This is a genomic window from Mesorhizobium sp. M0184 (genome assembly GCF_040322215.1).
Classification (GTDB): Bacteria; Pseudomonadota; Alphaproteobacteria; order Rhizobiales; family Rhizobiaceae; genus Mesorhizobium.
This window is the reverse complement of sequence record NZ_JAMYSZ010000001.1, coordinates 390232-415184: the sequence shown is the minus strand read 5'-3', so window position 1 is coordinate 415184 and position 24953 is coordinate 390232. Positions and strand designations below refer to the sequence as shown.

The following is a 24953-nucleotide window of genomic DNA, read 5'->3' as shown; positions in this document are numbered from 1 at the left end:
CTATTCCTCTTCGTCGGCGTCCTTGTCCTTCGACTTCAGCGCCGAAAGCTTGGCGAAGACGGCGTTGGCGTCAAGTTCGCGGTCCTCGTCCTTCGGCTTTTCGGGCGCCGGCACCAGCCGTTCGGTCAAGGCGGCCGGCAGCAGCGTATCGCCGACCGGCTGCGCCTGCTCGCGGCCGCGCGAGGCGCGGTTAATTTCCATATCGAGGTCGATCTGCGACGTCAGGCCGAGCGTCACCGGATCCATCGGCTGGAGATTGGCGGAGTTCCAGTGCTTTCTGTCGCGGATCTGGTCGATCGTCGACTTCGTTGTGCCGACAAGGCGGGCAATCTGCGCATCCTTGAGCTCGGGATGGTTGCGCACCAGCCAGAGGATGGCGTTGGGCCGGTCCTGGCGCTTCGACAGCGGCGTGTAGCGCGGACCCTTGCGTTTGGATTCCGGCACCCGCACCTTGGGATCGGAGAGCTTCAGCCGGTGGTTGGCGTCCTTCTCGGCGCGCGCGATCTCGTCGCGAGTGAGCTGGCCGGTCATGATCGGGTCCATGCCCTTGATGCCTTGCGCCGACTCGCCGTCGGCGATCGCCTTGACCTCAAGCGGATGCAGTCCGCAGAACTGCGCGATCTGCTCGAAGGAAAGCGCTGTGTTGTCAACCAGCCAGACGGCGGTCGCCTTTGGCATCAGCAGCGTATTGGCCATTACAAAAATCCTTCTCGTTCGCCCGCGTTCCCGCGCGGGCGGTGGTTTAGAGCCACCAAAATGGGAAAATCGCGGTCTATATAACCGCTCGCTCGCCGTTTCGCAATGTTTTTGGCAGGCGCGCGTCAAGGACGGCACGGCAGCGCGACCAGCAGACCGCGAAGGGTCGGCAGATGACGCCATGCAGTCGAAAGCTTCAAAAAGACAAAGCCCGCCAGACCAAGGTCGGGCGGGCTCGGAACCGGCGACGGAAATCCGTCTGCTGCGGCTCTGGCTTCTAAAGCTTGATCCCGAACCGCGGCTCGGCGTTGCCGAAAAGCAGCGCCCGGTCTTCGGGCGGGATCGTGCTCGAGATCAAAGCCCTTTGCGGGCGATTCTCTCGATGTCGCCGCGGTTGATGCCGAGGTCGTTGAGCTGACGAGCATTCAGCCGGTTCAGTTCGCGCACGGTTTCGTTGTACATGCGCCAGTTACGGAAAGCGCGGATCGGGTTCATGATAGTCCTCCATCGTTTTGATGCCGCGTAAATAGGCATCGGCGATGAAAAATTGAACAGACGCTTTTGCATGGCCGCAATGCGTTTGTTGCATTGCACCATTAAGCTTTCGTTCAGCCTGTTTGCGGGCCGTCAGGCGACATCGAGCACAATCTTGCCGATGTGCTCACCCTCCTCCATCCGCTCATGCGCCCGCCACGCTTCCTTGAGCGGGAAGATCGTATCCATCACCGGCGCAACCTTGCGCGTGCCGAGCAGCGGCCAAACCTGCGCCTCCAGCGCAGCCGCAACTGCCGCCTTGAACTCCACGGTGCGTGGCCTGAGCAGCGATCCTGTGTGCACGAGCCGCTTGGCCATGATCTTGAAGAAATCGGCGCTCGCCACCGTCCCGCCCTGCGTCGCGATCTGGACGATGCGGCCTTCCATGGCTGCAGCCTCATAGTTTCGCGCCACATAGTCGCCGCCGACCATGTCGAGGATGACATTGGCACCCTTGCCGCCGGTTGCCTCCTTGACTGCGGCGACGAAGTCCTCCTCGCGGTAGTTGATCGCCCGGTCGGCGCCGAGCTTGAGGCAGGCGTCGCATTTCTCCTTGTTGCCGGCGGTGGTGACGACATAGGCGCCGAAAGCGGCAGCAAGCTGGATCGCCGTGGTGCCGATACCCGACGAGCCGCCATGCACGAGCAGGGTCTCGCCGCTCTTCAGGCCGCCGCGCTCGAAGACATTGTGCCAAACAGTGAAGTAGTTTTCCGGCAGCGCCGCCGCTTCGGTGTAGGTAAAGCCGGCGGGCAGCGGCAGCACGCTGCCGGCGTGCACTCTGACATATTCGGCATAGCCGCCGCCCGCCGTCAGCGCACAGACCCGATCGCCGACGCGCCAGCGCGATATCTCGTCACCAAGGGCAGCGACTTCGCCTGCTGCTTCCAGGCCCGGCAGATCCGACGCTCCCGGCGGTGGCGGATAGGCGCCCTTGCGCTGTTGCACGTCCGGCCGGTTGACGCCGGCGGCCCGCACCCGGATCAGGATCTCGCCGGGACCGGGAACCGGTACGTCGCGGGTTTCCGCTTTCAGCACCCGCGGCCCGCCCGGTTCCGATATGGCGATCGCCATCATCTTCGCCGGAATTTTCTGTGCGTTCGCCATGAATTTTCCCGTCGTGCTCCGCCGGTTTCTCGTGCCAGCTCTTGCCCGCCATTTGCATCCATACCCTTGCCCTATGTATGCTCATTGGCAAATCAGGCAAATGGGCAATCACGGAGGAGCGACGATGGCGATCTTCGACGACGAACCCAAGAAGAAAGCGCGCCCGCACGAGATCGGGCAGGATCTGTCGCTGCTTTCTGTCGATGAATTGTCCGAACGGATCGGCATCCTGCGCGACGAGATCGCCCGGCTGGAAGCCGAGCTCAAGACCAAGGGCTCGACCAAGTCGGCGGCAGAGGCGCTGTTTCGCCGCGGGTAGTTACTGCGGGTAATTCCAAAAGCTCGGGCACGCCGCCGAAAAGCCCGAATGCCGCTGTCTCCAGACTTGTGCCCTAAACCCCAGCCGGATTGAAAAATGTTCGCAAGCTACAGACCGATCCTCTCGCTGCTGCGCGGCACCGCGTTCCTGTTGGCGGCATCCGGACTGCACGGTCTGCTGTTGCCGCTGCGCGGCCAGGTGGAGGGCTTCTCGACGGCATCGCTCGGCCTGATGGGCACGGCTTGGGCCGGCGGCTTCGTCACCGGCTGCTTCTTTGCGCCACGCATCGTGCGCCGCGCCGGTCATGTCAGGGCTTTCGGCGCCTTTGCCGCATCGGGAGCGATCGTCGCACTGCTCACCGGCCTGATCATCGACGAATATACCTGGATCCTGCTGCGCGCCTTCACCGGCTTCACCATGGCCGGCGCCTTCATGGTCATCGAAAGCTGGCTCAACGAGAAGGCCACCAACGAAAACCGCGGCACCGTCTTCGGCCTCTACATGATGGTCACCTATGCCTCGATCATGGGCGGTCAGATGATCGTTGCCGGCGGCGATGTGAGATCGGCGTCGCTGTTCATGATCACCGGCATTCTGTTCTGCCTGTCGCTGATCCCGACGGCGGTCTCGACGGCGTCTCACCCCAAGCCGCTGCAGGACGTGTCGCTTGACGTCAAGGGACTCTACGGCAATTCGCCGGTGTCGGCGATCGCTTGCGTGCTGATCGGCATCGCCAACGGCGCCTGGGGTACACTTGGTGCCGTCTATGGAGCGCGCATCGGCATCTCGACAGCCGAGATCGCGCTGATGATGAGCCTCGTGGTCATCGCCGGCGCCGCCATGCAGCTTCCGGCCGGGCGGCTCTCCGACATGACGGACCGTCGTTTCGTGCTGGCGGGCGCGGCCTTCGGCGCTGCGCTGTTTGCCATCGCCATCTTCCTGTTCGAACCGCGCTCCGGCGTCTTCGTCATCGTCTGCACCGCCGCCTACGGCGCCTTCGCCTACACGCTCTATTCGATCGCGGTGGCGCATGCCAATGACCATGCGCGATCGGAGGACTTCGTCAAAGTGTCGGGCGGCCTGCTGCTGCTTTATGGCTTCGGCACGATGATCGGTCCGCTGGTGGCCGCCGGCCTGATGGGCTGGATGCGCCCTGAGGGGCTGTTCCTGGCCACTGCGCTCGCGCATCTCAGCCTGGCTGGCTATACGCTGCTGCGCATCAGCCGTCGCGCGCCGGTGCCGATCGAAGGCCGCGATGCCTTCAAGACCCAGCCCGCCGATCGCTCGGTGACGCCGGAAGCGTTGCGGCTCGACCCGCGCAGAAAAGCTGAAGCCGACAGTTGAGATTCGAGGCGCTTTGCCCCACAAATAAGGCATGATGCTTTCCGACGCCTTCATGGCGATTGCCGATCCCAACCGGCGCCATCTCTTGGAAGAGCTCCGGCGCGGACCGAAGACCGTCAACGAATTGGCATCCGGCTTGCCGGTGTCCCGCCCGGCCGTTTCGCAGCACCTGAAGGTGCTGCTTGATGCGGGGTTGGTCAACGCCAAGCCGGAAGGCACCAGGCGCGTCTATACGGTCAGCAATGCCGGCTTCCTGAAGCTCAACATCTGGCTTGACCAGTTCTGGGATGCGGAGCAGCTCGGTTCACCCGGAAGCTGAGAGGCATCGTCAGCGCGTCGAGCAACTATGCAGCATCGGGCCTAGAGCAATTCCAGGAAAAGTGTGAAACGGTTTTCCGTACGGAATTGCGCAAAAACAAAGAGATAGAGCGGTTCGGCGTTTCCGTGAACGATGAACCACTCTAGCCATTGTTGTAGGGGAAGAGCTTGAAATACGGCTGCGCTTCCTCGATCACACGGGCAACCGAGGGGCGTTGCAGCAACCGGTCGTGATAGCGCCTGACCGCAGGATATTCGTCTCCGAACGGCTCGACCTTGTTGGCGTAGAACAGCGCGGGGGCGGCAGCGCAGTCGGCCATGGTGAAGCTCGCACCCACCGCCCATGTCGTCGACTGCATGTCCTGTTCAATGATGGCGTAGGAGCTGCGCAGCTGGGCGCGGGCCTGCTCGACGCCGAACGGATCGGTCTTGCCCTCCGGCCGCAGCCGGTCACCAACGATCTTCTGCATCGGTTCCTGGACATAGAAGTCATAGAAGCGGTCGGCGAGCCGGGTCTGGCGAGCGAGATCGAGATCGGCGGGGATCAGTTCGACCGGCCCAGGATAATTCGCGTTGAGATATTCGATGACGATCGTCGATTCCGGCACGGTCCGGTCCAGCGTTTCATCGCGCAGCACCGGCATCTTGCCGAGCGGCCACAATTTCAGAAACGCCGCGCGCGACTGTTCATTGCCGAGATCGACAACGACGGATGTGAATGGCGTGCCGTTCTCATAGAGCGCGATCAGCGGTTTCCAGCAGAAGGAGGCCAGCGGATGAAGATGCATCGTCAGGGACATTTTTGCTCCTATCTTTGGTGCTTCGTCTCGCGGGCATCCGGTGTCAAGGTTCGGCCCGCTGCCACGTGGCCCGGCTGTGGGCGACGATCGCATCGATGATCGCGGCCCAATCGTCGGGATGCAGCTCGTGGCCGCCGCCCTCGATCCGGACCAGTCTTGCACCGGCGACCGCGTCGGCAAGAGCGGCGCCATGCTCGGCTGGAAAGATCGGATCGTCGGTGCCGTGGATAACGAGGAGCGGAATCTTCATCTCGTGCAGCCGCCCCGTCCAGTCCTCGCCGCTCCGATCTTCGCCGCCCTTGAGCATGAAGTGATTGGTCGCGCTGAGAAAGCCGCCGGACCGGTCGTAGTCCTGTTCCACGAACGCTCTCGTCCGCGCCTCGTCGAACGGATGCGCGGTGCCGGCGAGCGCACGCGCGTTTTTGACCATGAAATCGACCCCTTGGCCACGGTCAGACCAGTCGACCTTCGCGCCTTCGGCCGAATGTTTCCTATAGGCCTCGGTGGTTCCGGGCAAATGCGACGTATCGATGCCCAAGGGCGAGCTGCTGATCACCGTCAGCGAAGTGACACGCGACGGGTATCTCAACGCAACAAGCTGCGCGATCATGCCGCCCATCGACATGCCGACCACATGCGCCTTTCGGATTCCATGGTCGTCAAGGACGCGGATAGCATCGTCCGCCATGTCGTCGAATGTATAAGGCGGCTCGCCCGGCGCGTATTTGGTCGAACGGCCGGTATCGCGATTGTCATAGCGGATCACGAAGCGACCTTCGCCGGCCAGCTTCCGGCAAAACGCTTCGGGCCACCAAAGCATGGAAGCCATCGCGCCCATGATCAACAACACCGCCGGATGGGCTGGATCGCCGAACGTCTGGGATGCGATTTCGGGGTGTTCGGCGTTTTTCATGGCTTTCCTCCTTGGGCTTCCAATCCGATTGCATTTTGCAATCAGTTGCACGATATTAAAACCGATACGATAATGCAACCGGTTTTTGGAGATTCGCATGAACATCGATCGTCGGTCCGGATGCCCCATCAACCTGTCGCTCGAAGTGTTCGGTGACCGGTGGAGCCTGATCATCCTTCGCGACATCATCTTCGGCGGCAGACGCCACTTTCGCGAACTGCTCAACGGCTCGATGGAGGGCATCGCCTCCAACATCCTCGCCGACCGGCTGAAGCGGCTGATGGAGCTCGGCATGCTGACCAAGGCGGATGATCCCTCCCACAAGCAAAAGGCGATCTACAGCCTGACCGAAATGGCGATTACGCTGGTGCCGATCCTGGCGCATCTCGGCGCCTGGGGCCGCGTCTGGCTGCCGGTCAGCGAAGAGCTCTCTATCCGTGCCGAGCTTCTGGAAAAAGGCGGCCCGCCGATGTGGGATAAGTTGATGAACGAGTTGCGCCACGAGCATCTGGGTGCGTCTCCCGCCCCATCTGGACCCACCGTCCGCGCGACTTTGCAGGCCGGATACGATGCGGCAGTCGCCCGCAAGGCGGAGCGAGTCGGCTGCGATCCGGCGCCATGACCAACTTATTTTCCCAATTGCGGGCTGGCTCTGCTATCAAGGGACTGAAGATAATTTACGGATTGGATAACGCTCTTGGTCGAGAACTCTAAGGACACTGCCCGTGCGCGGGCCGATTTGCGTTTCAAGAAACAGGAAGAGGCAGCCACGGTTCGCCAGAAGGCGATGGCGGAATATGTCGCCGAGAGCGACGCTCGCCAAGCCAAGACCAACAAGCTGCGGGCGCTGCGCCTCGCCAAGGAAGCGGAAGACCTGGCCAATGCGCCTCCGGCCCCGGTGAAGAAGCCTCGCGCCAAGAAGAAATAGGCCGGCGCTCCCAGAATGCATGCTTCCTTTCGCACGCGAAACAGTTCACTCGGAGCTGTTCTGCCGGTTGATAACTGGCGCGTTTAGGAGACGGCCATGACCGCACTGACGCTCGACAAAGCCCTTGAAATCATCGCCGCCGCCTTTGCCAAGGGTGCCGAGCTCAAGCTCAGGCCGCTTGGCGTCTCGGTGCTCGACGCCGGCGCCCATCTGGTCGCGTTCCAGCGTCAGGACGGCGCCTCGTTCCTGCGTCCGCAAATGTCGGCCGGCAAGGCCTATGGCGCGCTCGCTATCGGCATGGGCTCGCGCCGGGTGGAAGCTTTCGCCAAGGAGCGCCCGCATCTGATCGCCGGCGTCTCCGACGTGTCGGGCGGGCGCGTCCTGCCGGTCGTCGGCGGCGTGCTGATCCGCGACAACGCCGGCACGATCATCGGCGCCATCGGTATTTCCGGCGACACGTCCGACAATGATGAAACGGCAGCCATCGCCGGCGTCGAGGCGGCTGGCTTCACCGCTGACCCGGGCTGAGTCGGGATCCTTAACTCATATTGATGTCGCGGGTGGCCGACCGCATCGACACCGAAAAGCCGGCCAGCACGTCGATCAGCGCTATGACCATCAGTGTGAAGAAAACGGAATGGGCGGCGCCCTTCACCAGCAGGAACTCGACCAGATAGGCCACAAAGACGAAGGTCGACAAAAGATGGTCCATGATCGAGGCATTTGTCGTGCGCGTCGACTTCACCACTTCGACGAACAAGAAGATCAGTGCGATCAGCACGATGAGGTCGCCGAGGGTCATCGAGAACACGCCACCCGACATCATCCGGACCGAAAACATTTCGGTGGCCCACGGATCGTCGCCGCTGCCGAATATTCCCAGAAGCCCGAGATTGTAGAGGATGAAAGGCACGATCAGCAGCGGGATGGCACCGAACATGTGGCGGCTCCGGTTGGACTGATCTTTGTAGAGTGCGCCCGGCGTTCGCCGTCAAGAATTTTCGTGCGGCCGACAAACACGGACAAAGACGGCGTGAAACAACAATGTCAGGCCCGGCTGATACGATCAGTTGTCGCAAACGCAAAAAGACCGGCCAATGGCCGGTCGTTTCGCAACCCATAAACCGTCGAAAGCTCTCTCAGCTTTCCTTCGGCTCCAGAACTTGGCGACCGCGATACATGCCGGTCTTCAGGTCGATATGGTGCGGACGGCGCATCTCGCCGGAGTTCTTGTCCTCGACATAGGTCGGGGCCTTCAGTGCGTCGGCAGAACGGCGCATGCCGCGCTTCGACGGAGAGGTTTTTCGTTTCGGAACGGCCATGGATATGCTCCACTACATGGTCAAAACGCCCCGGCGGCCCTCGTGAAAGGGCCACATCAGGGGCCGGAATCTGAGAAAGTCGGGTGCCTATACACGTCCGACGGCGTTTTGGCCAGCGTCGCCGTGTTTTTTTTTGACACTATCGCAGGCAACCGACATAGGCACCGGCGCGGCCGGCGCGCCGTTCGATCAACGCGGCAAGCCGCCTCAGCCCCGGCCCGGGCTTCGCCGGATTGCGCACGATCGGATTCGGCAAGGTGACGGCAAGCAGTGCTGCCTGCCGGCGCGACAGCTGTTTTGCCGAGACGCCGAAATGATGCTGGGCGGCGGCCTCGATGCCGTAGATGCCCGGTCCCCATTCGGCGATGTTGAGGTAGATCTCCATGATCCGCCGTTTCGACAGCACCGCATCGAAATAGACGGCCAGCGGCAGTTCCACGACCTTACGGACCGAGCCCAACGGCCGCGACCATAGATAAAGATTCTTTACCGTCTGCATGGTGATGGTCGAGGCGCCACGTGTCATCTCGCCGGCGAGCGCATCGTCGACGACGCCGCGCAACTCGCCCAGATCGACGCCGCGATGGAAACAGAACTGCCCGTCCTCCGACATGATGACCGAATATGCCAGCACCGGCGCCACATCGTCGATGGAAACCCAGCGCCGATCGTAGCCAGAAAACGTCGCCAGGTCCTTCAGCATCAATGTCGACACCGGATGCACGAATGTCGGCAGGTACAGGAAGGTCAGCACCACCGGCACCAGCGCCAGCACGACCGCGACGGCGATGCCGCGCCGGACCCAGCGTTGAAGACCGATGCGGCTGCCGCGTCTCGGTCTCGCCATGTCCAACCCTTCGGTTTCGTGATCGACGATCGGTTCCGCCAAGCCACCCAGTCCGCGCTACTCCCTGCCCCCGGCATAATGGCGCTTGGCTTCTTGCGCAACGTCTGAGTGTCGGCTACCGCTCCCGACCATGACGAAAGACGACCAAATGGCGTTCGAAGCTGCACTTATTGCCCGGGCAGTTCCGCTCGAGGCGCTGCTGAGGCGGTTGCTCGACGGACGGACGCTTTCGGGCGAGGTCGCGCGGCCCGAACGCCTGATGGCGGCAATGCGACATGGCGTGCTGAACGGCGGCAAACGACTGCGTCCCTTCCTGGTCATGGAAAGTGCTGCACTGTTTTCAGCCGACGGCGAGGCGGCGCTGCGCGTCGCGGCGGCGCTCGAATGCGTGCACTGCTATTCGCTCATCCATGACGATCTGCCGGCCATGGACGACGACGATTTGCGCCGCGGCCAGCCGACCGTGCACAGGGCTTTCGATGAGGCGACCGCCATTCTTGCGGGCGACGCCTTGCTGACACTTGCCTTCGACATCCTTGCCGACGAGGCGACAATGCTGCCGGCCGAGCGCAGGGCAACGCTGGTGCTGGCACTGGCCCGCGCCGCCGGGGCGGGAAGCATGGTCGGCGGCCAGATGCTCGATCTCGAAGCCGAACAAAGCCGGCCGGACGAGGCCGGCATCATCCGGCTTCAGGCGATGAAAACCGGCGCGCTGATCCGCTTTGCCTGCGAAGCGGGCGCTATCCTTACCGGCGCGCCGTCGGGCGACCGCGAAAGGCTGGCCGAGTTCGGCTCGGCGATCGGGCTTGCCTTTCAGCTTGCCGACGATCTGCTCGACCTGACCGCCGACGCGCATCAGATGGGCAAGGCGACCGGCAAGGATGCCGCGGCCGGCAAGGCGACGCTGGTCGCGCTGCACGGACCGGACTGGGCGCGGGGCCAGCTCCATGGCCTCGTTGACCAGGCTCATGCGTTGCTCGAACCTTTTGGCGAGCAAGCTGCGCTTCTGAAACAAGCGGCGCAGTTCGTAGCGGCCCGCAACAATTAAGCGCGCCCCTATGGCGCGCCGGAGAATTGGCGACTGATCGGCCGGACGCCCTCGCAACCGGCCGATCGGGATCATTTCCGGCGATGTCGGACCACATGGACCCGCCACACCAGTTGCCGAGCCATTCTTCAGCCTCGCGGCAGGGTTCCGCGGCTCGGGTGGACAGCGGTCAGCCTTCGCCAGTTGTCTTTTCCACTACGGGCTGCGGAACCGGTCCCATCTCGGCCGCCGCCTCGACCGCCTGCGCCTCGGCCGGCTTGCGCCGGTTGCGGATGAAGGCGGCGATGCGGTCGCGGATTTCGCCGGCGCTGAGGAACACCGGAACGCGCGCCACCGGCGCGGTCGGCTCAAAGGACAGGCCAAGGCCGGTGATCCTGCCCTTGTCGTCGACGTCGCGGACGATCAGCTCGATCGGACCGAGTAGCACGCGGTCGGCGTATTCGGCGTGGCCGCCGAGCCGCGTAGTGACCAGGTCGCCAATGCTGAGCTTGCGTTCCGCTTCGGTCAGGCCCGGCGCGTAGGCGGTCTCCAGTTCCTCGGCGGGGCGTGACGGATCGACGGCGAAGGCCCCGAAGAAATCCGCGTCCTCGGGATCGACCACGGCACGGCTGGCGAACAGCTTGTCGAGCAGGCGCGGATAGCGGTCCGGCACGAAGATGTAGACATGGTCGCCGGCCGCGAGCCGGCCCATATCCTGGAAGCGCATCGAGCGTCCGTCGCGCAGCACCAGCGACGGCCGCGCCCAGCGCGGAATGCGTTCGCCGCGCGCCACCGGGCTGCCAGGTGCCACGCGGTAGGCGAGAAGCTCATGATGGGCGGAGCCCGGCAGTTCCAATTCGACCTTGTCGAGCGGTCCCAGGCGGGCCGGCACGATAAGGCCGAGACGGCGCGCCAGCGGCCCGACGGTCCATCCCTGGATGATCAGCGAGACCAGCACGATGATGAAGGCAGTGTTGAAGATGAGGCGGCCGTTCTCAAGACCGCCGAGCAGCGGCGTGATGGCAAGCAGGATCGACACGGCACCACGCAGGCCAACCCACGAGACGAAGGCGACTTCCGGGCGTGGCAGACGGAACGGCACCAGGCAGAGCCAGACGGCGATTGGCCGTGCCACAAATACCAGGAACAGGCCGAGCAGCACTGCCGGCACCAGGATCGCCGGAAATTGCGAAGGCGTCGCGAACAGGCCGAGGATCAGGAACATGATGATCTGCGCCAGCCACGACATGCCGTCCTGGAAGCGCTTGAGGATGGTGACGGCCCGGATATCGGAATTGCCGGCAATCAGGCCTGCGAGATAGACCGCCAGGAAGCCGGAGCCGCCGACGGCACCGGCGGCAGCGAACACCATAAGCGACAGCGTCAGCACGAAGATCGGCAGCAGGCCGTGATCGAGATTGAGGCGATCGACAAGGCGCACGATGGCCATGCCGCCGAGAATGCCGATGACCGCGCCGAGCCCCATATTGACAAGGAAGCCGACGGCAAGATCGGTGACCAGCACCTTGGCCTCGGGGTGGGTATTGGCGGCGATGACCTCGACCAGCGTGATGGTCAGGAAGATGGCGATCGGGTCATTTGTGCCGGATTCCACCTCGAGCGTGGACCGCACGCGCTCGCGCAAATTGATCTCGCCGGCGCGCAGCAGGAAGAACACCGCCGCGGCGTCGGTCGAGGCGACGGCGGCACCGAGCAGGAAGGATTCCAGCCAGGTCAGGTCGAGCAGATAATAGGCGGCGGCGCCGAAGAGCCCGGTGGTCAAAAGGACGCCGAATGTGGCCAGCGACAGCGCCGGCCCGGCCGCCTGCCGCAAGGCGTTGAGCGGCGTGCCGAAGCCGGAATCGAAAAGGATGACCGCCAGCGCCAACGAGCCGGCAAAATAAGCAACTCGGGCATTGTCGAAATGGATGCCGAGACCGTCGGTTCCGGTGGCGAGGCCGATGCAGAGAAACAGCAGCAGGAGAGGGGCGCCGAAACGGAAGGCGATCAGGCTTGAAAACGCGGCGGCAACGACAAGTGCTGCGCCAACGAGCGTCACAAGATAGATACCATGCTCCATTCGTTGGTCGCCCCTAGTCGATATGCTCCGGCATCACGGGAGAGTGGGGCGAAGACATGGCCGCTGCAAGGCAGCAGCGTGGCTTTTTGCCCCACGCTGCCGATCGTCGAAAGTTTTGGCACCCCCGAGCAGCGGAGCGTGCCTCGGCGGTTCGTGCTGCAATGAAAAACGCCCGGACTGAGCCGGGCGTCTCCAGGTCGAGAAGCTGGCTCTGCGATCAGGCGATGGTCTTGCCGAAGGCGACGGCGGTATCGCCCATGCGGTTGGAAAAGCCCCACTCATTGTCGTACCACGACAGCACCGAAACGAAGTTGCCGTCCATGACCTTGGTCTGGTCGAGCGCCACGATCGAGGAATGCGGATCATGGTTGAAGTCGATCGAAACATTGGGGTGACGGGTAACGGCGAGGATGCCCTTCAGCTTGCCGTTCGAGGCGGCGATCACCGCGTCATTGATCTCCTGGACGGTGGTCGGCCGCTTGGCGATGAACTTGAAATCGACGAGCGAGACGTTCGGGGTCGGCACGCGGATGGAGATGCCGTCGAGCTTGCCCTTGAGTTCGGGCAGTACCAGGCCGATGGCCTTGGCAGCACCGGTCGAGGTCGGAATCTGCGACAGCGCGGCGGCGCGGGCGCGGTAGAGGTCCTTGTGCATGGTGTCCAGCGTCGGCTGGTCGCCGGTGTAGGAATGGATCGTCGTCATCATGCCCTTTTCGATGCCGACCGCCTCATTCAGCACGGCCGCCAGCGGCGCCAGGCAGTTGGTGGTGCAGGAGGCGTTCGAGATGACGATGTGGTCCTTGGTCAGCTTGTCGTGATTGATGCCATAGACGACGGTGAGATCGGCGCCCTCTGCCGGAGCGGAGACGAGAACGCGCTTGGCACCGGCGGTCAGATGGGCGACGGCCTTGTCGCGGGCGGTGAAGATGCCGGTGCATTCGAGCGCGATGTCGATGCCAAGCTCCTTCCAGGGCAGTTGCGTCGGATCCTTGATCGCGGTGACCTTGAATTTTTCCTTGCCGACGATGATCTGGTCGCCGTCAACCGTCACCTCATGCGGAAAGCGGCCATGCACGCTGTCGAAGCGCAGCAGATGGGCGTTGGTCTCGACCGGGCCGAGATCGTTGACCGCGACGACGTCGATATCCTTGCGGCCGGATTCATGGATGGCGCGCAGGATGTTGCGGCCGATGCGGCCGAATCCGTTGATGGCAACTCTGACGGTCATTGTTCTCTCCCTGGGAGTTGGAGGCCGAAGATCAAGTCCGCAGCTTCATAACGGCGGACGGGCAAAGAATCCAGCCGCCGAGGCGTGGATTTAAATCGATTAGTGCTCCACCGCCCGGCAAAACCGCTATGCCAGCCTTTGCCGGGCGGGGCTCACTTTCATTTGCCATGCAGACGGGCTTCCGCCGCCTTCACCGTTGCCTCGGCTGTGATGCCGAAATGCGGGTAGAGCTGTTCGATGGTGCCGGAGGCGCCGAAGCCGGTCATGCCGACAAAGATGCCGTCGGTGCCGATGAAGTGATCCCAGCCCTGACGGATGCCGGCTTCGATGGCAATCTTGAGCGGCGCATTGCCGATCGTCCTGCTGCGATAGTCGGCGCTCTGCTTGTCGAACAATTCGAAGCACGGCACCGAGACGACGCGGGTCGCGTGGCCGTGCTTTTCCAAGGCCTCGCGGGCGGCCAGCGCGATCTCGACCTCGGAGCCCGAAGCGAAGATCGTCACCGCCGCCTCGCCACTGGCGGCGGCAAGTTCATAGGCGCCGCGGCTGGAGAGGTTTTCCGCAACGAAGTCGTTGCGTACCGTCGGCAGGTTCTGCCGGGTCAGCGCCAATGTCGAAGGCGTCTTTTCCGACTCAATGGCCAACTGCCAGCATTCCGCGGTTTCCACCGCGTCGGCGGGGCGGAAGACATTGTGGTTCGGAATGGCGCGAAGTGCTGCCAGATGCTCGACCGGCTGATGGGTCGGGCCGTCTTCGCCAAGGCCGATGGAATCATGGGTCATGACGAAGATCGAGCGGATGCCCATCAGCGAAGCAAGCCGCATCGCCGGACGGGCATAATCGGAAAAGCACATGAAAGTGCCGCCGTAGGCGATAATGCCGCCATGCAATGTCAGCCCGTTGAGCGCGGCTGCCATGCCGTGCTCGCGAACGCCGTAATGAACGTAGCGCTGGCCGTAATCGTCGGCGGTGATGTTCTTTGTCTGGCTAGTCTTGGTGTTGTTGGAGCCGGTCAAATCGGCCGAGCCGCCGATGGTTTCGGGCACGGCGCCGTTGATGACCTCCAGCGCCATTTCCGATGACTTACGGGTGGCGACCTTCGGCTTATCGGCGACGAGCTTCTTCTTGTAATCGCCAATGACGGCGTCGAAGTTGGCCGGCAGCGTGCCACTGATGCGGCGTTCGAACTCTGCGCGCAATTTGGCATCAGCCTTGGCAAGCCGGCTTTCCCAGTCGGTGCGCGCCTTGACGCCGGTCCGCCCGGCGGTACGCCATGCGTCGAGGATATCGGCCGGAACCTCGAAGGGCGGATAATCCCAGCCGAAGAATTTTCTGGCGCCAGCGATTTCCTCGGCGCCGAGCGGCGAGCCATGCGCCTTGTTGGTGCCGGCCTTGGTCGGCGCGCCGAAGCCGATGGTCGTCTTGCAGGCGATCATCGTCGGCTTGTCGGAGTGGCGGGCCGCTTCGATGGCATAGGCGATCGCTTCCGGGTCCTGGCCGTCGAAATGGCTGGCATTCCAGCCGGACGCCTGGAAGCGGGCGACCTGATCGGTGTTATCGGCGAGCGACACCGGGCCATCGATCGAGATGTTGTTGTTGTCCCAGAAGACGATCAGCTTGTTCAGCTTCAGATGCCCGGCAAGCGCGATGGCTTCCTGGGATACGCCTTCCATCAGGCAGCCGTCGCCGGCCAGCACATAGGTGTAGTGGTCGACGAGATCTTTGCCGAAAGCGGCATTCATGATGCGCTCGCCGAGCGCGAAGCCGACCGAATTGGCAAGGCCCTGGCCGAGTGGGCCTGTCGTCGTCTCGATGCCGGCGGCATGGCCGTATTCCGGGTGGCCCGCCGTCCTCGACCCCAATTGGCGGAACTGCTTGATCTGGTCGATGGTGATGTCTTCGTAGCCGGTCAGATAGAGCAGCGAGTAAAGCAGCATCGAGCCGTGGCCGGCCGACAGGATAAAGCGGTCGCGGTCCGGCCAATGCGGGTTTTTCGGATCGTATTTGAGAAAGCGGGTGAACAGCACCGTGGCGATGTCGGCGCAGCCCATGGGCAGTCCGGGGTGGCCGGAATTTGCCTTCTCGACGGCGTCCATGGCGAGAAAACGGATCGCATTGGCCATCCGGTCATGTTGTTCGCGCGAGGTCATGCTTCCTCCAAAATGGGGGTTTGGGCCTTGGGAAAGCCCTTGAAAAGGGTGCGCGACACATAGCAGGCGCGGCCTTTTAGTCAACAAATCGGTGTGCTTTTGCCGGTCTTGTGATGGCCATGCGCGACTTACATTAGCGTTAGCAGGGGACAGTCGCGACAGCTTTATTGACGTGCGGTTCACACGACGCGTAATGTTTCAGGGATAACGCGTTCTGAACGTGGATGATTCGGTGATGGGCAGGGCGCAGGACGAAAGCCATGACCGGGGAAACGACCCTCAAAGAAGTCATTGCCAGGCTGGGTAAGGCCATCGAAGGGCTGGAAAACGCCGTCGCGGCCAAGCTCGAGCACGAGCGGGACTATTCGGAAGCCGAGGCCGAAGTGCAGCGGATGAACGCCGACCGCTCGCGGCTGGCGCAGGAACTCGACAATTCCGAGGCCCGCGCCGAACGGCTGGAAGATGCCAACAAGGAAGTGTCGCGAAGGCTGGTGACAGCCATGGAAACCATCCGCGCGGTACTGGACAGGTAGGCTAATGGCACAAGTCACGGTTTCCATCGACGGCAAGCAGTATCGGATGGCCTGCGACGAGGGCCAGGAAGAGCATCTGATCGATCTTGCCGAGCGCTTCGACCGCTATGTTTCGCATCTGAAGGATTCTTTTGGCGAGATTGGCGACCAGCGGCTGACCGTGATGGCCGGCATCATGGTCATGGACGAGCTTTCGGAACTGCAAAAGCGGGTCAAGGGCATGGAAAGCGAAGTGCTGACGCTGCGCAAGACGCGCGACGACGCACTGACCAAGGCCGACAAGAACGATTCCGCGCTGACCGGGGCGCTCGGCGCGCTGGCCCAGCGCATGGAAGACCTGGCGACGACGCTGGCAGTGAACAAGGCCTGAGCCAGCGCAGCGAAAATTCCTGCGGCATTTGCCGAGAAGCAATGAAAATATTTCGCCGCCGGCCTTGATGCCGGCGCAACAGGCATTTGAAGGATGACGCCGGAGTGATAGAAAGGCAAAAGCAGCGCCGGTCAACGCCGGCTGCGATCTGCACTCACAGGGTAGGGACACGCCATGAGCCTTCGTATCAACGATATCGCACCGGACTTCACCGCTGAGACCACGCAAGGACCGATCAGCTTCCATGAATGGATCGGCGACGGCTGGGCAGTATTGTTCAGCCATCCGAAGAACTTTACGCCGGTTTGCACGACCGAACTCGGCACGATGGCCGGGCTCGAAGGCGAGTTCAGGAAGCGCAACGTCAAGATCATCGGCATCTCGGTCGATCCCGTCCAAAGCCATGAAAAGTGGCAGAACGACATCAAGACCGCGACCGGCCATTCGGTGAACTACCCGCTGATCGGCGACAAGGATCTCAAGGTCGCCAAGCTTTACGAGATGCTGCCGGCGGGTGCCGGCGAGAGCTCGGAAGGCCGCACGCCGGCGGACAATGCCACGGTGCGCTCGGTCTACGTCATCGGGCCCGACAAGAAGATCAAGCTGGTTCTCACCTACCCGATGACGACCGGCCGCAACTTCGACGAAATCCTGCGCGCCATCGATTCCATGCAGCTGACCGCCAAGCACCAGGTGGCGACGCCGGCGAACTGGAAGCAGGGCGAGGACGTCATCATCACCGCTGCCGTCTCGAATGAAGATGCCATCAAGCGTTTCGGCGCCTACGAGACAATCCTGCCATATCTCAGGAAAACCAAGCAGCCTTCCGCCTGAGCAGGCAGAGGCGGCACGGAGAATTTTCGGTTTTCTTGGCCGTATGAGCATGGGGTGCTTGACGGCGCCTGGTTGACGGACAACCATGCCTTTCATTTGCCGTGGCAGAGAAAGTCATTCCTGCCACGGTGAGGATCAAGGGGGCTGGGATTGGACGCATTATCGGCCAGGTCGCAGGTCACCGGCTTCTATGACAAGCCGAGCGGGTCCGTCCAGTATGTGGTCGCCGACATGGCGACCCGCAAATGCGCCATCATCGATCCGGTGCTCGACTTCGACGAAAGGTCCGGTACAACGGCAACGAAAAATGCCGACGCCCTGCTCGACTTCGTCAGGGAAAGCGGGCTGGAGGTCGAGTGGATCCTCGACACGCATCCGCATGCCGATCATTTCTCCGCCGCCCATTATCTGAGGGGGAGAACCGGAGCGCCGACGGCAATCGGCGAAAAGGTCATCGACGTCCAGAAATTGTGGAAGGTGATCTACAACTGGCCGGAATTCCCCGCCGACGGTTCGCAATGGGACAGGCTGTTCGCCGACGGCGCAACTTTTTCGGTCGGCGGCCTTCCGGCAAGAGTGCTGTTCTCGCCGGGCCATACGCTGGCCTCGATCACTTACGTCGTCGGCGACGCCGCCTTCATCCACGACACGCTGTTCATGCCGGACAGCGGCACCGCCAGGACGGACTTTCCCGGCGGCAGTGCCGAGCGGCTCTGGCACTCGATCGAGGACATCCTGGCGCTGCCGGACGAGACACGTCTGTTCGTCGGTCACGACTACCAGCCGGGCGGTCGCGAAGCGCGCTGGGAAAGCACGGTCGCGGAGCAGAAAGCCGGCAACATTCATGTTGCCGGCTGCAAGACGGAAGCCGACTTCGTCGCGCTCCGCCAAGCCCGCGACAGAACGTTGCCGATGCCGCGGCTGATCCTGCACGCGCTGCAGGTCAATATGAATGGCGGACGCCTGCCGGAACCGGAATCCAACGGGCGGCGCTATCTGAAATTTCCGCTCGATTGCCTGTGAGGAGATGGGTCGCTGGCATTACAGTGCCATTCAAACTCGGCGCCGCCCTCATCGTTCTGCGATGGTCATCCAAGTTATTGATCCTGATTCGATTTTGCGATGTTTGAATCCGAGAGGTCCATGCGGGAAGACGGTGGTGGCAGCCGGATGAGGAGCAGCGCAGACGCCAGCCAGTCCAGCGTCAGGGTTTTGTTCGGCGGGCTAAATGTTCATACGTGATTTGCCAAGGATCGCTCTCGGAAGATCTTTCCTCGCCGATCCAATGGAAGCTGGTGGCAGTGATCTCGGTGAAACGCCATCGAGTTTGCAGACCGCGCGAGTCATTGCCGAGCTGGACAATGTCCTTACCCTCGGCCCGCCCGATCTGGCGCGAGTGATCCCGGTTGAGCGGGTCGTTCCATATGATATGCCAGCCATCGATCCCAGGGTCGAAGATGCGCAAGGTTGTGCCATACATCGCGGACGGAGCAGGGCGCTTGGGCCTGATCCAAACGTCCTGAATCGCGCGGCCTTCGAGCACCCAGCCAAAATGGCATTCGCCATCCCATTTCTGGATTGCGCCGTCGTCGAGGTAGTGGACCGAGTCCAGTTCCCAGCTTCCAATTAGCCATCCATACAGGGCCATGTCTTTCGCTCGGTCGGCTGGCGGACCTTCGGATACGAGAGCGGCCAGAAACGGAGAAATGGTCATCGTCCCACTGCCTTTCGTTTTCAATAGACGAGCTCAACTGCCCGGCGCAGCCCCGGCGGACCGTTGTCGCGCCCGCCTGCCGCAAGCGCCGGGTTGTGGAATGCCCCGGTCGGCGCCGCAACATTGCCGCCACAGCTTGCAGCCTTGCGGTTTTCAGGGCTTGGGGAAAATTGCGACAATGCCGCTATCAATGAGATCGTCTGCAGACGCCTGGCAAGGCTACTGAGCAGTTATGGCGACGGATCGGACATCCGCGAAGGCGCCGCGGAACCGGCAACCCGCTAATGCATGTCGCGCAAAAGTGTGCAGCGGTTTTGCGATAACGACATGCATAAAAACAAGAATCTAAAGCGCGTCGCACAAGGCCGGCCGAACACGACGCGCTTTAGAAAAAAAGGCGGCGCCAGTTACCTGACGCCGCCGTTATTTGTTCCCTTGGAAGGCCTTACGCGGCCGGCTGCGCCTCGATGGTGCGCAGCGCCTGCGTCTGGCGCTTGGCTGCGGCCTTGACCGCGTCCTGCACCTTCTCGAAGGCGCGCACCTCGATCTGGCGCACGCGCTCGCGGCTGATATCGAACTCGGCCGACAGCTCTTCAAGCGTCAACGGCTCATCGGCGAGGCGGCGCGCCTCGAAGATGCGGCGTTCGCGGTCGTTGAGCACGGCAAGAGCGCCCGACAGCATGCCGCGCCGGTTTTCCAGCTCGTCCTGCTCGATCAGCATCTCTTCCTGGCTTTCGTGGTCGTCGACCAGCCAGTCCTGCCATTCGCCGGACTCGCCTTCACTGGCCCGGATGGGCGCATTGAGCGAGGCGTCGCCCGACAGACGGCGGTTCATCGACACGACTTCCGCTTCCGAGACGTTCAGCCGGGTGGCAATCTCGGTGATCTGCTCGGGCTTCAAATCGCCTTCGTCGAGCGCCTGGATCTTGCCCTTCACCTTGCGCAGGTTGAAGAACAGGCGCTTCTGGTTGGCGGTGGTGCCCATCTTGACCAGGCTCCACGAGCGCAGGATGTATTCCTGGATAGAGGCCTTGATCCACCACATCGCATAGGTGGCGAGACGGAAACCGCGCTCCGGTTCGAATTTCTTGACGGCCTGCATCAGGCCGACATTGCCTTCCGAGATCACCTCACCGATCGGCAGGCCATAGCCGCGATAGCCCATGGCGATCTTGGCGACGAGCCGAAGGTGGCTGGTGACGAGCTTGTGCGCAGCCGTGGTGTCCTCATGCTCGGCATAGCGCTTGGCGAGCATGTACTCTTCCTGCGGCTGAAGCATCGGAAAGCGGCGGATTTCTTCCAGGTAGCGGCTGAGACCGCCTTCGCCGGAAACGATACTGGGTAATGACTGGGCCATGATAGCGCCCCCTCTCTATTGGAGTGATGCCCCCGAAACGCGGCGGGCATGTGGCGCGAATGCCAAAGGCACCATTCGCGCCAACCGACATATATAGGAACAAAACCAGAAAGACAGGCATTTGTTCAACACGAAACAGTGTGTCACGTTGAAGTGAACAACGCCGGTCAGGTTTTCAGGTGGTTGGTTCAGAGCTTGCGGAAGCCGTCGACGAGTTCCTCCATGTCCCACGGTGTCGGGGCTTCGAACCTCATCGTTACATGGGTATCCGGATGCCGAAATGCAAGGAGGCGGGCGTGCAAAGCTTGTCGCGGAAACGCCTTTACCTTGCTTCTTAGCGGCTCGGGCAACCGATTGGCCTTGGTGCGGAAAGCCTGGCCGTATTCGGGGTCGCCAATCACCGGATGGCCGATATGGGCCATGTGGACGCGTATCTGGTGGGTGCGACCGGTTTCCAGCCGGCATTCGACCAGGCTCGCCGTGGCGAATTCCTGCTGCTGCTCGCCAAAGCGCTCAACGACGGTGAAATGCGTGACGGCGTGGCGGGCATCGTCGCGGCCTTGCGGCACCACGGCACGGCGTACCCGGTCGGCGGCGCGGCCGAGCGGCGCGTCGACCGTCCCGGTCGGCCTTGCCGGTATGCCCCAGACCAACGCCAGATACGCGCGCTCGAGATCGCCGGTCAGGCCGTGGTCGGCAAAGGCCTCCGACAACGCCTTGTGGGCGCGATCGATCTTGGCGACGACCATGACGCCACTGGTCTCCTTGTCGAGGCGGTGGACGATGCCCGGCCGCCTCACCCCGCCGATGCCCGACAGGCTGTCACCGCAATGATGGATCAGCGCGTTGACCAGCGTGCCGGTCCAGTTGCCGGCGCCGGGATGCACGACCAGCCCGGCCGGCTTGTTGATGACGATCAGCTCGCTGTCCTCGTAGAGGACGTCCAGCGCAATATCTTCGCCTTGCGGCTCCGCCGGTTCCGGCTCCGGCATGTCGACCGACACGCTGTCACCTTGTGCCATCTTGCGCTTCGTCTCTTCGACCTGCCTGCCGCCGATCCTGACCGCGCCCTGCTTTATCAGCATCTGCACCCGGCTGCGCGACATGTCGGGGCCGAGCCTCGCCGCCAGCCATTGGTCGAGCCGCTGGCCGGCCGCATCGGCGCCCGCCTCCAGGACGATCGGTCCGGCCCCTATTAATTGTCTGACCTCTTCGTTATGAGCGCTCATCGAAAACAGTTCCGGAATCTGCTGCCATGGCCCGGCCGCTTGCCGACGAAGACGAGGAAAAGCCGCTCGACCCCGAGGTCGAAAAGGTGCGGAGGAAGCTCGGCCGCTTCGTCGCCATCAATCTCGGCCTGCTGTTCCTCGCCCTTATGGTGGTGATAGCAGCACTTGTCTACAAAGCGCGCAACGCGCGGCCTGCCGCCCCTCCGCTAAGCAGCGACATCCAGGTGCCGATCGGCGAAACGGTCAACGGCGACATCGTGCTGCCGGTCGGCGCCAGGGTGATCAGCCAATCGCTGTCCGGCAATCACCTGTCGATCGACGCCGAGCTGCCCGACGGCAGCCGCGCCATCTTCGTCTATGACATTACCGAGCGCCGCATCATCGGCCGTTTTTCGATCAGGAACAAATGACCGGTTTTGCCGAACACCGCAGCATTGCCACGGTCGCGCTTGTCGTCGCAAATTATGACGAGGCGATCTCGTGGTATGTCGACCGGCTGGGTTTTGTGCTCGCCGAAGATGTCGATCTCGGCGGCGGCAAACGCTGGGTCACGATCACGCCGCGCAACGGGCAGGGTGCGCGGCTGCTTCTCGCCGAGGCATCCGGCGATGCGCAAAGGCACGCCATCGGCAACCAGACCGGCGGGAGGATTTTTTTGTTCCTCGAAACCGACGATTTTGCCCGTGACCATGCGCTGATGCTCGAAAAGGGCGTCGAATTCCGTGAGGCGCCCCGGCACGAGACCTATGGCACTGTGGCGGTTTTCGCAGATCTCTATGGAAATCTCTGGGACCTGATCGAGCCAAAACGCTAGGCTTGCAGCGGATATTTCACCGGCGCGATCGGCAGCCTTAAGCCTAGTTGCTTTTTGCCAGCCGTCAGCCTATATCGCCGGTTCTTGAACGCGCCCATCGTCTAGCGGTCAGGACACCGCCCTCTCACGGCGGGAACAGGGGTTCGATTCCCCTTGGGCGTACCAAGTCTCTCCAAGCTCTCGGCAAACCATCAATCCGATCCATCGCCTTGAGTCGCGGCGGGTTTGGCTCATTGCCGCTTCTGGCGCAGCGGAGCCGATTGCATCAGCATTGCATCGTGGGTCTTGAGGCACAGCGTTAGCGGCGCGCAGAACGTCGCGCTGAACAGGGCAGTCGATGCCACGCGGGGAGGAGCCAGATACAGAAACTACAATCGCAAGGCGTCCATCACGCTGGTCGGCACTGCCTGGAGCCGACCTGAGCTACAGCTGCCGGCGGCGGATCGTTTTGGCGAGCTCGGCGAAGGCGCCTCTCCCTCGAAGGGTGGATGCCGGGAAGGCCCTTAGCACCGGCCAGCGAAGCTGCGCGCGACGCGCATGGCTGGGCTCTAAACGCGCCATACTCCAGTTGCAGTATCGTAGCTTCTTTGCCGTTCGAATTTCTCTCGGTCATGGCTTCGCACGATACCAAGATATGCTGCGAACGACACATCCACGGCGGGGCTCAACCATTCGATCTATTCCGGCAAGCCGAAAAGTGTTTGCGCGCCTGCTATTCCTCCGAGCGGATGACTGCCCATGGCGATCATCCGCTCGGTAGTTTCTGCCTCGAACACTGTCGACGCGAGCACCGTCCGTCCCAACGGCTTGCACAGCCCTTCGATGCGGCTGACAAGATTTACAGCCTTGCCGATCGCGGTGAAGTCCAACCTGCCGGCAGTGCCGATATTCCCCCAGAGTATCTCGCCGACATGCAGGCCAATGCCATATCCGAGCTCAGGGCCGCCATTGCGGCGCCGAGTTTGGTTGAGATGATCTATCCCGGCGCGCGTGGCCTTCACGGCGCGTACCGCAGCGTCACATGCGGCATTTGCATCGCGCTCGCCAATCGGGAAAATCGCGAGGACGCCATCACCTATAAACTTGAGAACCTCACCACCAAATGCGTGCACCGCGCAAGCGACGCAATCGAACCAGGCATCAAGTACCAATACGATCTCGTCTGCATCATGAACCTCGGATAGATCGGTGAAACCTCGAAGGTCCGCGCACAGAAGCGCAGCCCGTATCGTCTCTCCCTTTACTCGACGAGAATGACCGTTGAGCACATGTGCTGCACTGCGCTTTCCCAAATATGCTTCGAGCAATGCGCGTTTCGCGGACCGTTCTGCGAGTGCGGTCATCGGAGCCGCAGCAAACCGGGAGATTTGCCGCAGCAGCTCTGACTGCGCCTCATCCGGAGTATGATCGAACGCCCACACCAAAGTCGGTGCGACACCGCCCGCTCGCTCGTCGAACACGATCGCCCGCGTCGTGCCAAGCCACTCCCGCAGCACGAGCCGGGGATTGGCATTCTGGCGGTCGGCGCCTATCCCCAAAGCCTCGACCACTTCACCCCCAGGCGCTCGCCAGAGCCAGATACGGCGTGAAATGATTGGGTCGGGAGCATCCTGCGCCAGCGCGCCGGCGATGATCGGCACGCCGTCTTCCATCAAATGCGTTGAGAGCTGCAATAGAAGTCGCCCACCGTCGCCAATATGCGCGGCGTCGTCCAGAAGGAATGAAAGCGACTTTGCGAGAAGCATCGGTAGAAGGTCACTCGGCACCGGCTTATGCTTACGCCTCGAACATCTTCTTGCAACTCCCCACATTCGCTTCAATCATGCACGGTATTCGATGCGGATGTGACCTGGAGTGAGCGATGGCGGAATCGGTTTACACAGAGATTGAGGTCGCCGCGCCACAAGCGACCGTGTTCGCGCTTTTGACGGATCCGGACCAGATCGTGCGATGGATCGGGACCGAAGCGAATTTGGATGCAACGCCGGGCGGTCTGTTCCTCGTCAATGTCGGTGGTCGCCATATGGCGCGCGGTGAGTTCACCGAGGTGATCCCGGTCCACCGTCTTGCCTACAGTTTTGGCTGGGAAGACAACGAGACCGTGCCGCCCGGCTCCAGCCATGTCGAGATCGACCTGATCGCGAGGGATGCGGGGACACTGATCCGCTTCACGCACAGCGGACTGCCGAACGCAAAGGAGCGTGACAGCCACCGAAGGGGATGGGAGCACTACCTCTCAAGGCTGAAGATCACTGCCGATGGGGGACATGTCGATCCCGACGTGCCGATGAAGAATATGTGATTTTCATCTAAGGGCCGCGGATGCCCGTAATCCGAACCAGGCGCGGCATGCGTCAACGAGGCCCCTTTGACCTGCCGTCGCCAAACCGGCCGCTCGGGAAACCCAGCGACCTGCGGGCCGCCGCACCATTACAGCTGCCGGCGATGGATCGTTTCAGCGAGCTCGGCGAAGGCGTCCGCGATCCCGGTGC

At 62.4% G+C, this 24953-nt stretch carries 29 protein-coding genes and 1 tRNA gene; 15 read left to right on the top strand and 15 right to left on the bottom strand.

Going from position 1 to position 24953, the window contains the following annotated elements; genetic code table 11:
• From NKJ23_RS02125 to NKJ23_RS02115, 3 genes are all read right to left on the bottom strand, one after another.
• The gene (locus NKJ23_RS02125) at positions 1–696 is read right to left on the bottom strand and encodes a DUF1013 domain-containing protein (RefSeq protein WP_023678492.1); all 696 of its coding nucleotides are present in this window, start codon (positions 694–696) and stop codon (positions 1–3) included.
• A 354-nt stretch (positions 697–1050) separates the two neighbouring features.
• A complete protein-coding gene (locus NKJ23_RS02120) occupies positions 1051–1191 on the bottom strand; it encodes a DUF1127 domain-containing protein (RefSeq protein WP_023678493.1) in 141 nt (46 codons plus the stop codon).
• A gap of 132 nt (positions 1192–1323) precedes the next feature.
• Positions 1324–2334, bottom strand: a complete 1011-nt coding sequence (locus tag NKJ23_RS02115; protein WP_352677880.1) for an NAD(P)H-quinone oxidoreductase — start codon at positions 2332–2334, stop codon at positions 1324–1326.
• Between the two features lie 124 nt (positions 2335–2458).
• Between NKJ23_RS02115 and NKJ23_RS02110 the strand changes: the two genes are divergently transcribed.
• The 3 genes from NKJ23_RS02110 (at position 2459) to NKJ23_RS02100 (ending at position 4316) form a co-directional block, all read left to right on the top strand.
• Entirely contained in the window at positions 2459–2653 is a 195-nt protein-coding gene (locus NKJ23_RS02110) for a DUF1192 domain-containing protein (RefSeq protein WP_023678495.1), read from the top strand.
• A 96-nt stretch (positions 2654–2749) separates the two neighbouring features.
• Complete coding sequence (locus tag NKJ23_RS02105) at positions 2750–3997, top strand: MFS transporter (protein ID WP_352677879.1); 1248 nt, start codon at positions 2750–2752, stop codon at positions 3995–3997.
• A gap of 31 nt (positions 3998–4028) precedes the next feature.
• Positions 4029–4316: an ArsR/SmtB family transcription factor gene (locus tag NKJ23_RS02100; protein ID WP_023678497.1), complete on the top strand. Its 288-nt coding sequence runs from the start codon at positions 4029–4031 to the stop codon at positions 4314–4316.
• 142 nt (positions 4317–4458) lie between these two features.
• On the opposite strand, the gene NKJ23_RS02095 is transcribed toward NKJ23_RS02100, so the two are convergent.
• A complete protein-coding gene (locus NKJ23_RS02095) occupies positions 4459–5115 on the bottom strand; it encodes a glutathione S-transferase family protein (protein WP_352677877.1) in 657 nt (218 codons plus the stop codon).
• Between the two features lie 43 nt (positions 5116–5158).
• The gene (locus NKJ23_RS02090) at positions 5159–6028 is read right to left on the bottom strand and encodes an alpha/beta fold hydrolase (RefSeq protein ID WP_352677875.1); all 870 of its coding nucleotides are present in this window, start codon (positions 6026–6028) and stop codon (positions 5159–5161) included.
• A gap of 97 nt (positions 6029–6125) precedes the next feature.
• On the opposite strand from NKJ23_RS02090, the gene NKJ23_RS02085 reads away from it, so the two are divergent.
• From NKJ23_RS02085 to NKJ23_RS02075, 3 genes are all read left to right on the top strand, one after another.
• Positions 6126–6650 carry a winged helix-turn-helix transcriptional regulator gene (locus tag NKJ23_RS02085; RefSeq protein WP_352677873.1) on the top strand — a complete coding sequence of 175 codons (525 nt, stop codon included), beginning with the start codon at positions 6126–6128 and terminating at the stop codon, positions 6648–6650.
• Positions 6651–6725: 75 nt separating this feature from the next.
• Entirely contained in the window at positions 6726–6956 is a 231-nt protein-coding gene (locus NKJ23_RS02080) for a hypothetical protein (protein WP_023678501.1), read from the top strand.
• A gap of 96 nt (positions 6957–7052) precedes the next feature.
• Positions 7053–7484 carry a GlcG/HbpS family heme-binding protein gene (locus NKJ23_RS02075; protein WP_023678502.1) on the top strand — a complete coding sequence of 144 codons (432 nt, stop codon included), beginning with the start codon at positions 7053–7055 and terminating at the stop codon, positions 7482–7484.
• Positions 7485–7494: 10 nt separating this feature from the next.
• Here NKJ23_RS02075 and NKJ23_RS02070 read toward each other — a convergent pair whose 3' ends face one another.
• The 3 genes from NKJ23_RS02070 to NKJ23_RS02060 form a co-directional block, all read right to left on the bottom strand.
• Positions 7495–7896 carry a hypothetical protein gene (locus NKJ23_RS02070; RefSeq protein WP_023678503.1) on the bottom strand — a complete coding sequence of 134 codons (402 nt, stop codon included), beginning with the start codon at positions 7894–7896 and terminating at the stop codon, positions 7495–7497.
• Positions 7897–8095: 199 nt separating this feature from the next.
• A complete protein-coding gene (rpmF, locus tag NKJ23_RS02065; RefSeq protein WP_006203806.1) occupies positions 8096–8278 on the bottom strand; it encodes a 50S ribosomal protein L32 in 183 nt (60 codons plus the stop codon).
• Between the two features lie 139 nt (positions 8279–8417).
• Positions 8418–9176 carry a biosynthetic peptidoglycan transglycosylase gene (locus NKJ23_RS02060; protein WP_031212144.1) on the bottom strand — a complete coding sequence of 253 codons (759 nt, stop codon included), beginning with the start codon at positions 9174–9176 and terminating at the stop codon, positions 8418–8420.
• Between the two features lie 79 nt (positions 9177–9255).
• On the opposite strand from NKJ23_RS02060, the gene NKJ23_RS02055 reads away from it, so the two are divergent.
• Entirely contained in the window at positions 9256–10173 is a 918-nt protein-coding gene (locus tag NKJ23_RS02055) for a polyprenyl synthetase family protein (RefSeq protein WP_352677871.1), read from the top strand.
• Between the two features lie 169 nt (positions 10174–10342).
• Here the strand turns inward: NKJ23_RS02055 and NKJ23_RS02050 are convergent, their stop codons facing one another.
• The 3 genes from NKJ23_RS02050 to tkt all read right to left on the bottom strand — a co-directional run bounded on the left by NKJ23_RS02050 (position 10343) and on the right by tkt (position 15610).
• Positions 10343–12232 carry a potassium/proton antiporter gene (locus NKJ23_RS02050; RefSeq protein WP_352571982.1) on the bottom strand — a complete coding sequence of 630 codons (1890 nt, stop codon included), beginning with the start codon at positions 12230–12232 and terminating at the stop codon, positions 10343–10345.
• Between the two features lie 217 nt (positions 12233–12449).
• Entirely contained in the window at positions 12450–13460 is a 1011-nt protein-coding gene (gap, locus tag NKJ23_RS02045; RefSeq protein ID WP_023678507.1) for a type I glyceraldehyde-3-phosphate dehydrogenase, read from the bottom strand.
• A gap of 158 nt (positions 13461–13618) precedes the next feature.
• On the bottom strand, positions 13619–15610 hold the full coding sequence (gene tkt, locus NKJ23_RS02040) for a transketolase (protein ID WP_352677870.1): 1992 nt from the start codon (positions 15608–15610) through the stop codon (positions 13619–13621).
• A 260-nt stretch (positions 15611–15870) separates the two neighbouring features.
• Between tkt and NKJ23_RS02035 the strand changes: the two genes are divergently transcribed.
• The 4 genes from NKJ23_RS02035 (at position 15871) to NKJ23_RS02020 (ending at position 18370) form a co-directional block, all read left to right on the top strand.
• Positions 15871–16143: a DUF4164 domain-containing protein gene (locus NKJ23_RS02035; RefSeq protein WP_006200774.1), complete on the top strand. Its 273-nt coding sequence runs from the start codon at positions 15871–15873 to the stop codon at positions 16141–16143.
• Between the two features lie 4 nt (positions 16144–16147).
• A complete protein-coding gene (locus tag NKJ23_RS02030) occupies positions 16148–16513 on the top strand; it encodes a cell division protein ZapA (RefSeq protein WP_023678510.1) in 366 nt (121 codons plus the stop codon).
• A 174-nt stretch (positions 16514–16687) separates the two neighbouring features.
• Positions 16688–17347, top strand: a complete 660-nt coding sequence (locus NKJ23_RS02025; protein WP_023678511.1) for a peroxiredoxin — start codon at positions 16688–16690, stop codon at positions 17345–17347.
• Between the two features lie 150 nt (positions 17348–17497).
• Positions 17498–18370, top strand: coding sequence for an MBL fold metallo-hydrolase (locus NKJ23_RS02020; protein ID WP_352677868.1), 873 nt, complete (start codon positions 17498–17500; stop codon positions 18368–18370).
• Between the two features lie 181 nt (positions 18371–18551).
• Here NKJ23_RS02020 and NKJ23_RS02015 read toward each other — a convergent pair whose 3' ends face one another.
• From NKJ23_RS02015 to NKJ23_RS02005, 3 genes are all read right to left on the bottom strand, one after another.
• On the bottom strand, positions 18552–19061 hold the full coding sequence (locus NKJ23_RS02015; RefSeq protein ID WP_352677866.1) for a hypothetical protein: 510 nt from the start codon (positions 19059–19061) through the stop codon (positions 18552–18554).
• Positions 19062–19506: 445 nt separating this feature from the next.
• Positions 19507–20418 (bottom strand): RNA polymerase sigma factor RpoH, encoded by a 912-nt coding sequence (gene rpoH, locus NKJ23_RS02010; RefSeq protein WP_352677864.1) that lies wholly within the window; start codon positions 20416–20418, stop codon positions 19507–19509.
• A gap of 188 nt (positions 20419–20606) precedes the next feature.
• Complete coding sequence (locus tag NKJ23_RS02005; protein WP_352677862.1) at positions 20607–21647, bottom strand: RluA family pseudouridine synthase; 1041 nt, start codon at positions 21645–21647, stop codon at positions 20607–20609.
• Between the two features lie 26 nt (positions 21648–21673).
• Here NKJ23_RS02005 and NKJ23_RS02000 point away from each other — a divergent pair, with 26 nt between their 5' ends.
• The 3 genes from NKJ23_RS02000 (at position 21674) to NKJ23_RS01990 (ending at position 22626) form a co-directional block, all read left to right on the top strand.
• Positions 21674–22057 (top strand): fimbrial protein, encoded by a 384-nt coding sequence (locus tag NKJ23_RS02000; protein ID WP_352677861.1) that lies wholly within the window; start codon positions 21674–21676, stop codon positions 22055–22057.
• Positions 22054–22461, top strand: coding sequence for a VOC family protein (locus NKJ23_RS01995; protein ID WP_352677859.1), 408 nt, complete (start codon positions 22054–22056; stop codon positions 22459–22461). Before NKJ23_RS02000 ends, NKJ23_RS01995 begins: the two co-directional genes overlap by 4 nt.
• A 90-nt stretch (positions 22462–22551) precedes the next feature.
• Positions 22552–22626: transfer RNA gene (locus NKJ23_RS01990), tRNA-Glu, on the top strand.
• A gap of 512 nt (positions 22627–23138) precedes the next feature.
• On the opposite strand, the gene NKJ23_RS01985 is transcribed toward NKJ23_RS01990, so the two are convergent.
• Positions 23139–24206 (bottom strand): adenylate/guanylate cyclase domain-containing protein, encoded by a 1068-nt coding sequence (locus tag NKJ23_RS01985; RefSeq protein WP_352677857.1) that lies wholly within the window; start codon positions 24204–24206, stop codon positions 23139–23141.
• Between the two features lie 116 nt (positions 24207–24322).
• Here NKJ23_RS01985 and NKJ23_RS01980 point away from each other — a divergent pair, with 116 nt between their 5' ends.
• A complete protein-coding gene (locus NKJ23_RS01980) occupies positions 24323–24763 on the top strand; it encodes an SRPBCC family protein (RefSeq protein ID WP_008873905.1) in 441 nt (146 codons plus the stop codon).
• Positions 24764–24953: the final 190 nt, after the last annotated feature.

What these genes read in the sequence shown, in the direction of transcription:
- NKJ23_RS02125 (WP_023678492.1), bottom strand. Translation starts at nt 696, where the DNA reads ATGGCCAATACGCTGCTGATGCCAAAGGCGACCGCCGTCTGGCTGGTT.
- NKJ23_RS02120 (WP_023678493.1), bottom strand. Translation starts at nt 1,191, where the DNA reads ATGAACCCGATCCGCGCTTTCCGTAACTGGCGCATGTACAACGAAACC.
- NKJ23_RS02115 (WP_352677880.1), bottom strand. Translation starts at nt 2,334, where the DNA reads ATGGCGAACGCACAGAAAATTCCGGCGAAGATGATGGCGATCGCCATA.
- NKJ23_RS02110 (WP_023678495.1), top strand. Translation starts at nt 2,459, where the DNA reads ATGGCGATCTTCGACGACGAACCCAAGAAGAAAGCGCGCCCGCACGAG.
- NKJ23_RS02105 (WP_352677879.1), top strand. Translation starts at nt 2,750, where the DNA reads ATGTTCGCAAGCTACAGACCGATCCTCTCGCTGCTGCGCGGCACCGCG.
- NKJ23_RS02100 (WP_023678497.1), top strand. Translation starts at nt 4,029, where the DNA reads ATGATGCTTTCCGACGCCTTCATGGCGATTGCCGATCCCAACCGGCGC.
- NKJ23_RS02095 (WP_352677877.1), bottom strand. Translation starts at nt 5,115, where the DNA reads ATGTCCCTGACGATGCATCTTCATCCGCTGGCCTCCTTCTGCTGGAAA.
- NKJ23_RS02090 (WP_352677875.1), bottom strand. Translation starts at nt 6,028, where the DNA reads ATGAAAAACGCCGAACACCCCGAAATCGCATCCCAGACGTTCGGCGAT.
- NKJ23_RS02085 (WP_352677873.1), top strand. Translation starts at nt 6,126, where the DNA reads ATGAACATCGATCGTCGGTCCGGATGCCCCATCAACCTGTCGCTCGAA.
- NKJ23_RS02075 (WP_023678502.1), top strand. Translation starts at nt 7,053, where the DNA reads ATGACCGCACTGACGCTCGACAAAGCCCTTGAAATCATCGCCGCCGCC.
- NKJ23_RS02070 (WP_023678503.1), bottom strand. Translation starts at nt 7,896, where the DNA reads ATGTTCGGTGCCATCCCGCTGCTGATCGTGCCTTTCATCCTCTACAAT.
- rpmF (WP_006203806.1), bottom strand. Translation starts at nt 8,278, where the DNA reads ATGGCCGTTCCGAAACGAAAAACCTCTCCGTCGAAGCGCGGCATGCGC.
- NKJ23_RS02055 (WP_352677871.1), top strand. Translation starts at nt 9,256, where the DNA reads ATGACGAAAGACGACCAAATGGCGTTCGAAGCTGCACTTATTGCCCGG.
- NKJ23_RS02050 (WP_352571982.1), bottom strand. Translation starts at nt 12,232, where the DNA reads ATGGAGCATGGTATCTATCTTGTGACGCTCGTTGGCGCAGCACTTGTC.
- gap (WP_023678507.1), bottom strand. Translation starts at nt 13,460, where the DNA reads ATGACCGTCAGAGTTGCCATCAACGGATTCGGCCGCATCGGCCGCAAC.
- tkt (WP_352677870.1), bottom strand. Translation starts at nt 15,610, where the DNA reads ATGACCTCGCGCGAACAACATGACCGGATGGCCAATGCGATCCGTTTT.
- NKJ23_RS02035 (WP_006200774.1), top strand. Translation starts at nt 15,871, where the DNA reads ATGACCGGGGAAACGACCCTCAAAGAAGTCATTGCCAGGCTGGGTAAG.
- NKJ23_RS02030 (WP_023678510.1), top strand. Translation starts at nt 16,148, where the DNA reads ATGGCACAAGTCACGGTTTCCATCGACGGCAAGCAGTATCGGATGGCC.
- NKJ23_RS02025 (WP_023678511.1), top strand. Translation starts at nt 16,688, where the DNA reads ATGAGCCTTCGTATCAACGATATCGCACCGGACTTCACCGCTGAGACC.
- NKJ23_RS02015 (WP_352677866.1), bottom strand. Translation starts at nt 19,061, where the DNA reads ATGACCATTTCTCCGTTTCTGGCCGCTCTCGTATCCGAAGGTCCGCCA.
- rpoH (WP_352677864.1), bottom strand. Translation starts at nt 20,418, where the DNA reads ATGGCCCAGTCATTACCCAGTATCGTTTCCGGCGAAGGCGGTCTCAGC.
- NKJ23_RS02005 (WP_352677862.1), bottom strand. Translation starts at nt 21,647, where the DNA reads ATGAGCGCTCATAACGAAGAGGTCAGACAATTAATAGGGGCCGGACCG.
- NKJ23_RS02000 (WP_352677861.1), top strand. Translation starts at nt 21,674, where the DNA reads ATGGCCCGGCCGCTTGCCGACGAAGACGAGGAAAAGCCGCTCGACCCC.
- NKJ23_RS01995 (WP_352677859.1), top strand. Translation starts at nt 22,054, where the DNA reads ATGACCGGTTTTGCCGAACACCGCAGCATTGCCACGGTCGCGCTTGTC.
- NKJ23_RS01985 (WP_352677857.1), bottom strand. Translation starts at nt 24,206, where the DNA reads ATGCTTCTCGCAAAGTCGCTTTCATTCCTTCTGGACGACGCCGCGCAT.
- NKJ23_RS01980 (WP_008873905.1), top strand. Translation starts at nt 24,323, where the DNA reads ATGGCGGAATCGGTTTACACAGAGATTGAGGTCGCCGCGCCACAAGCG.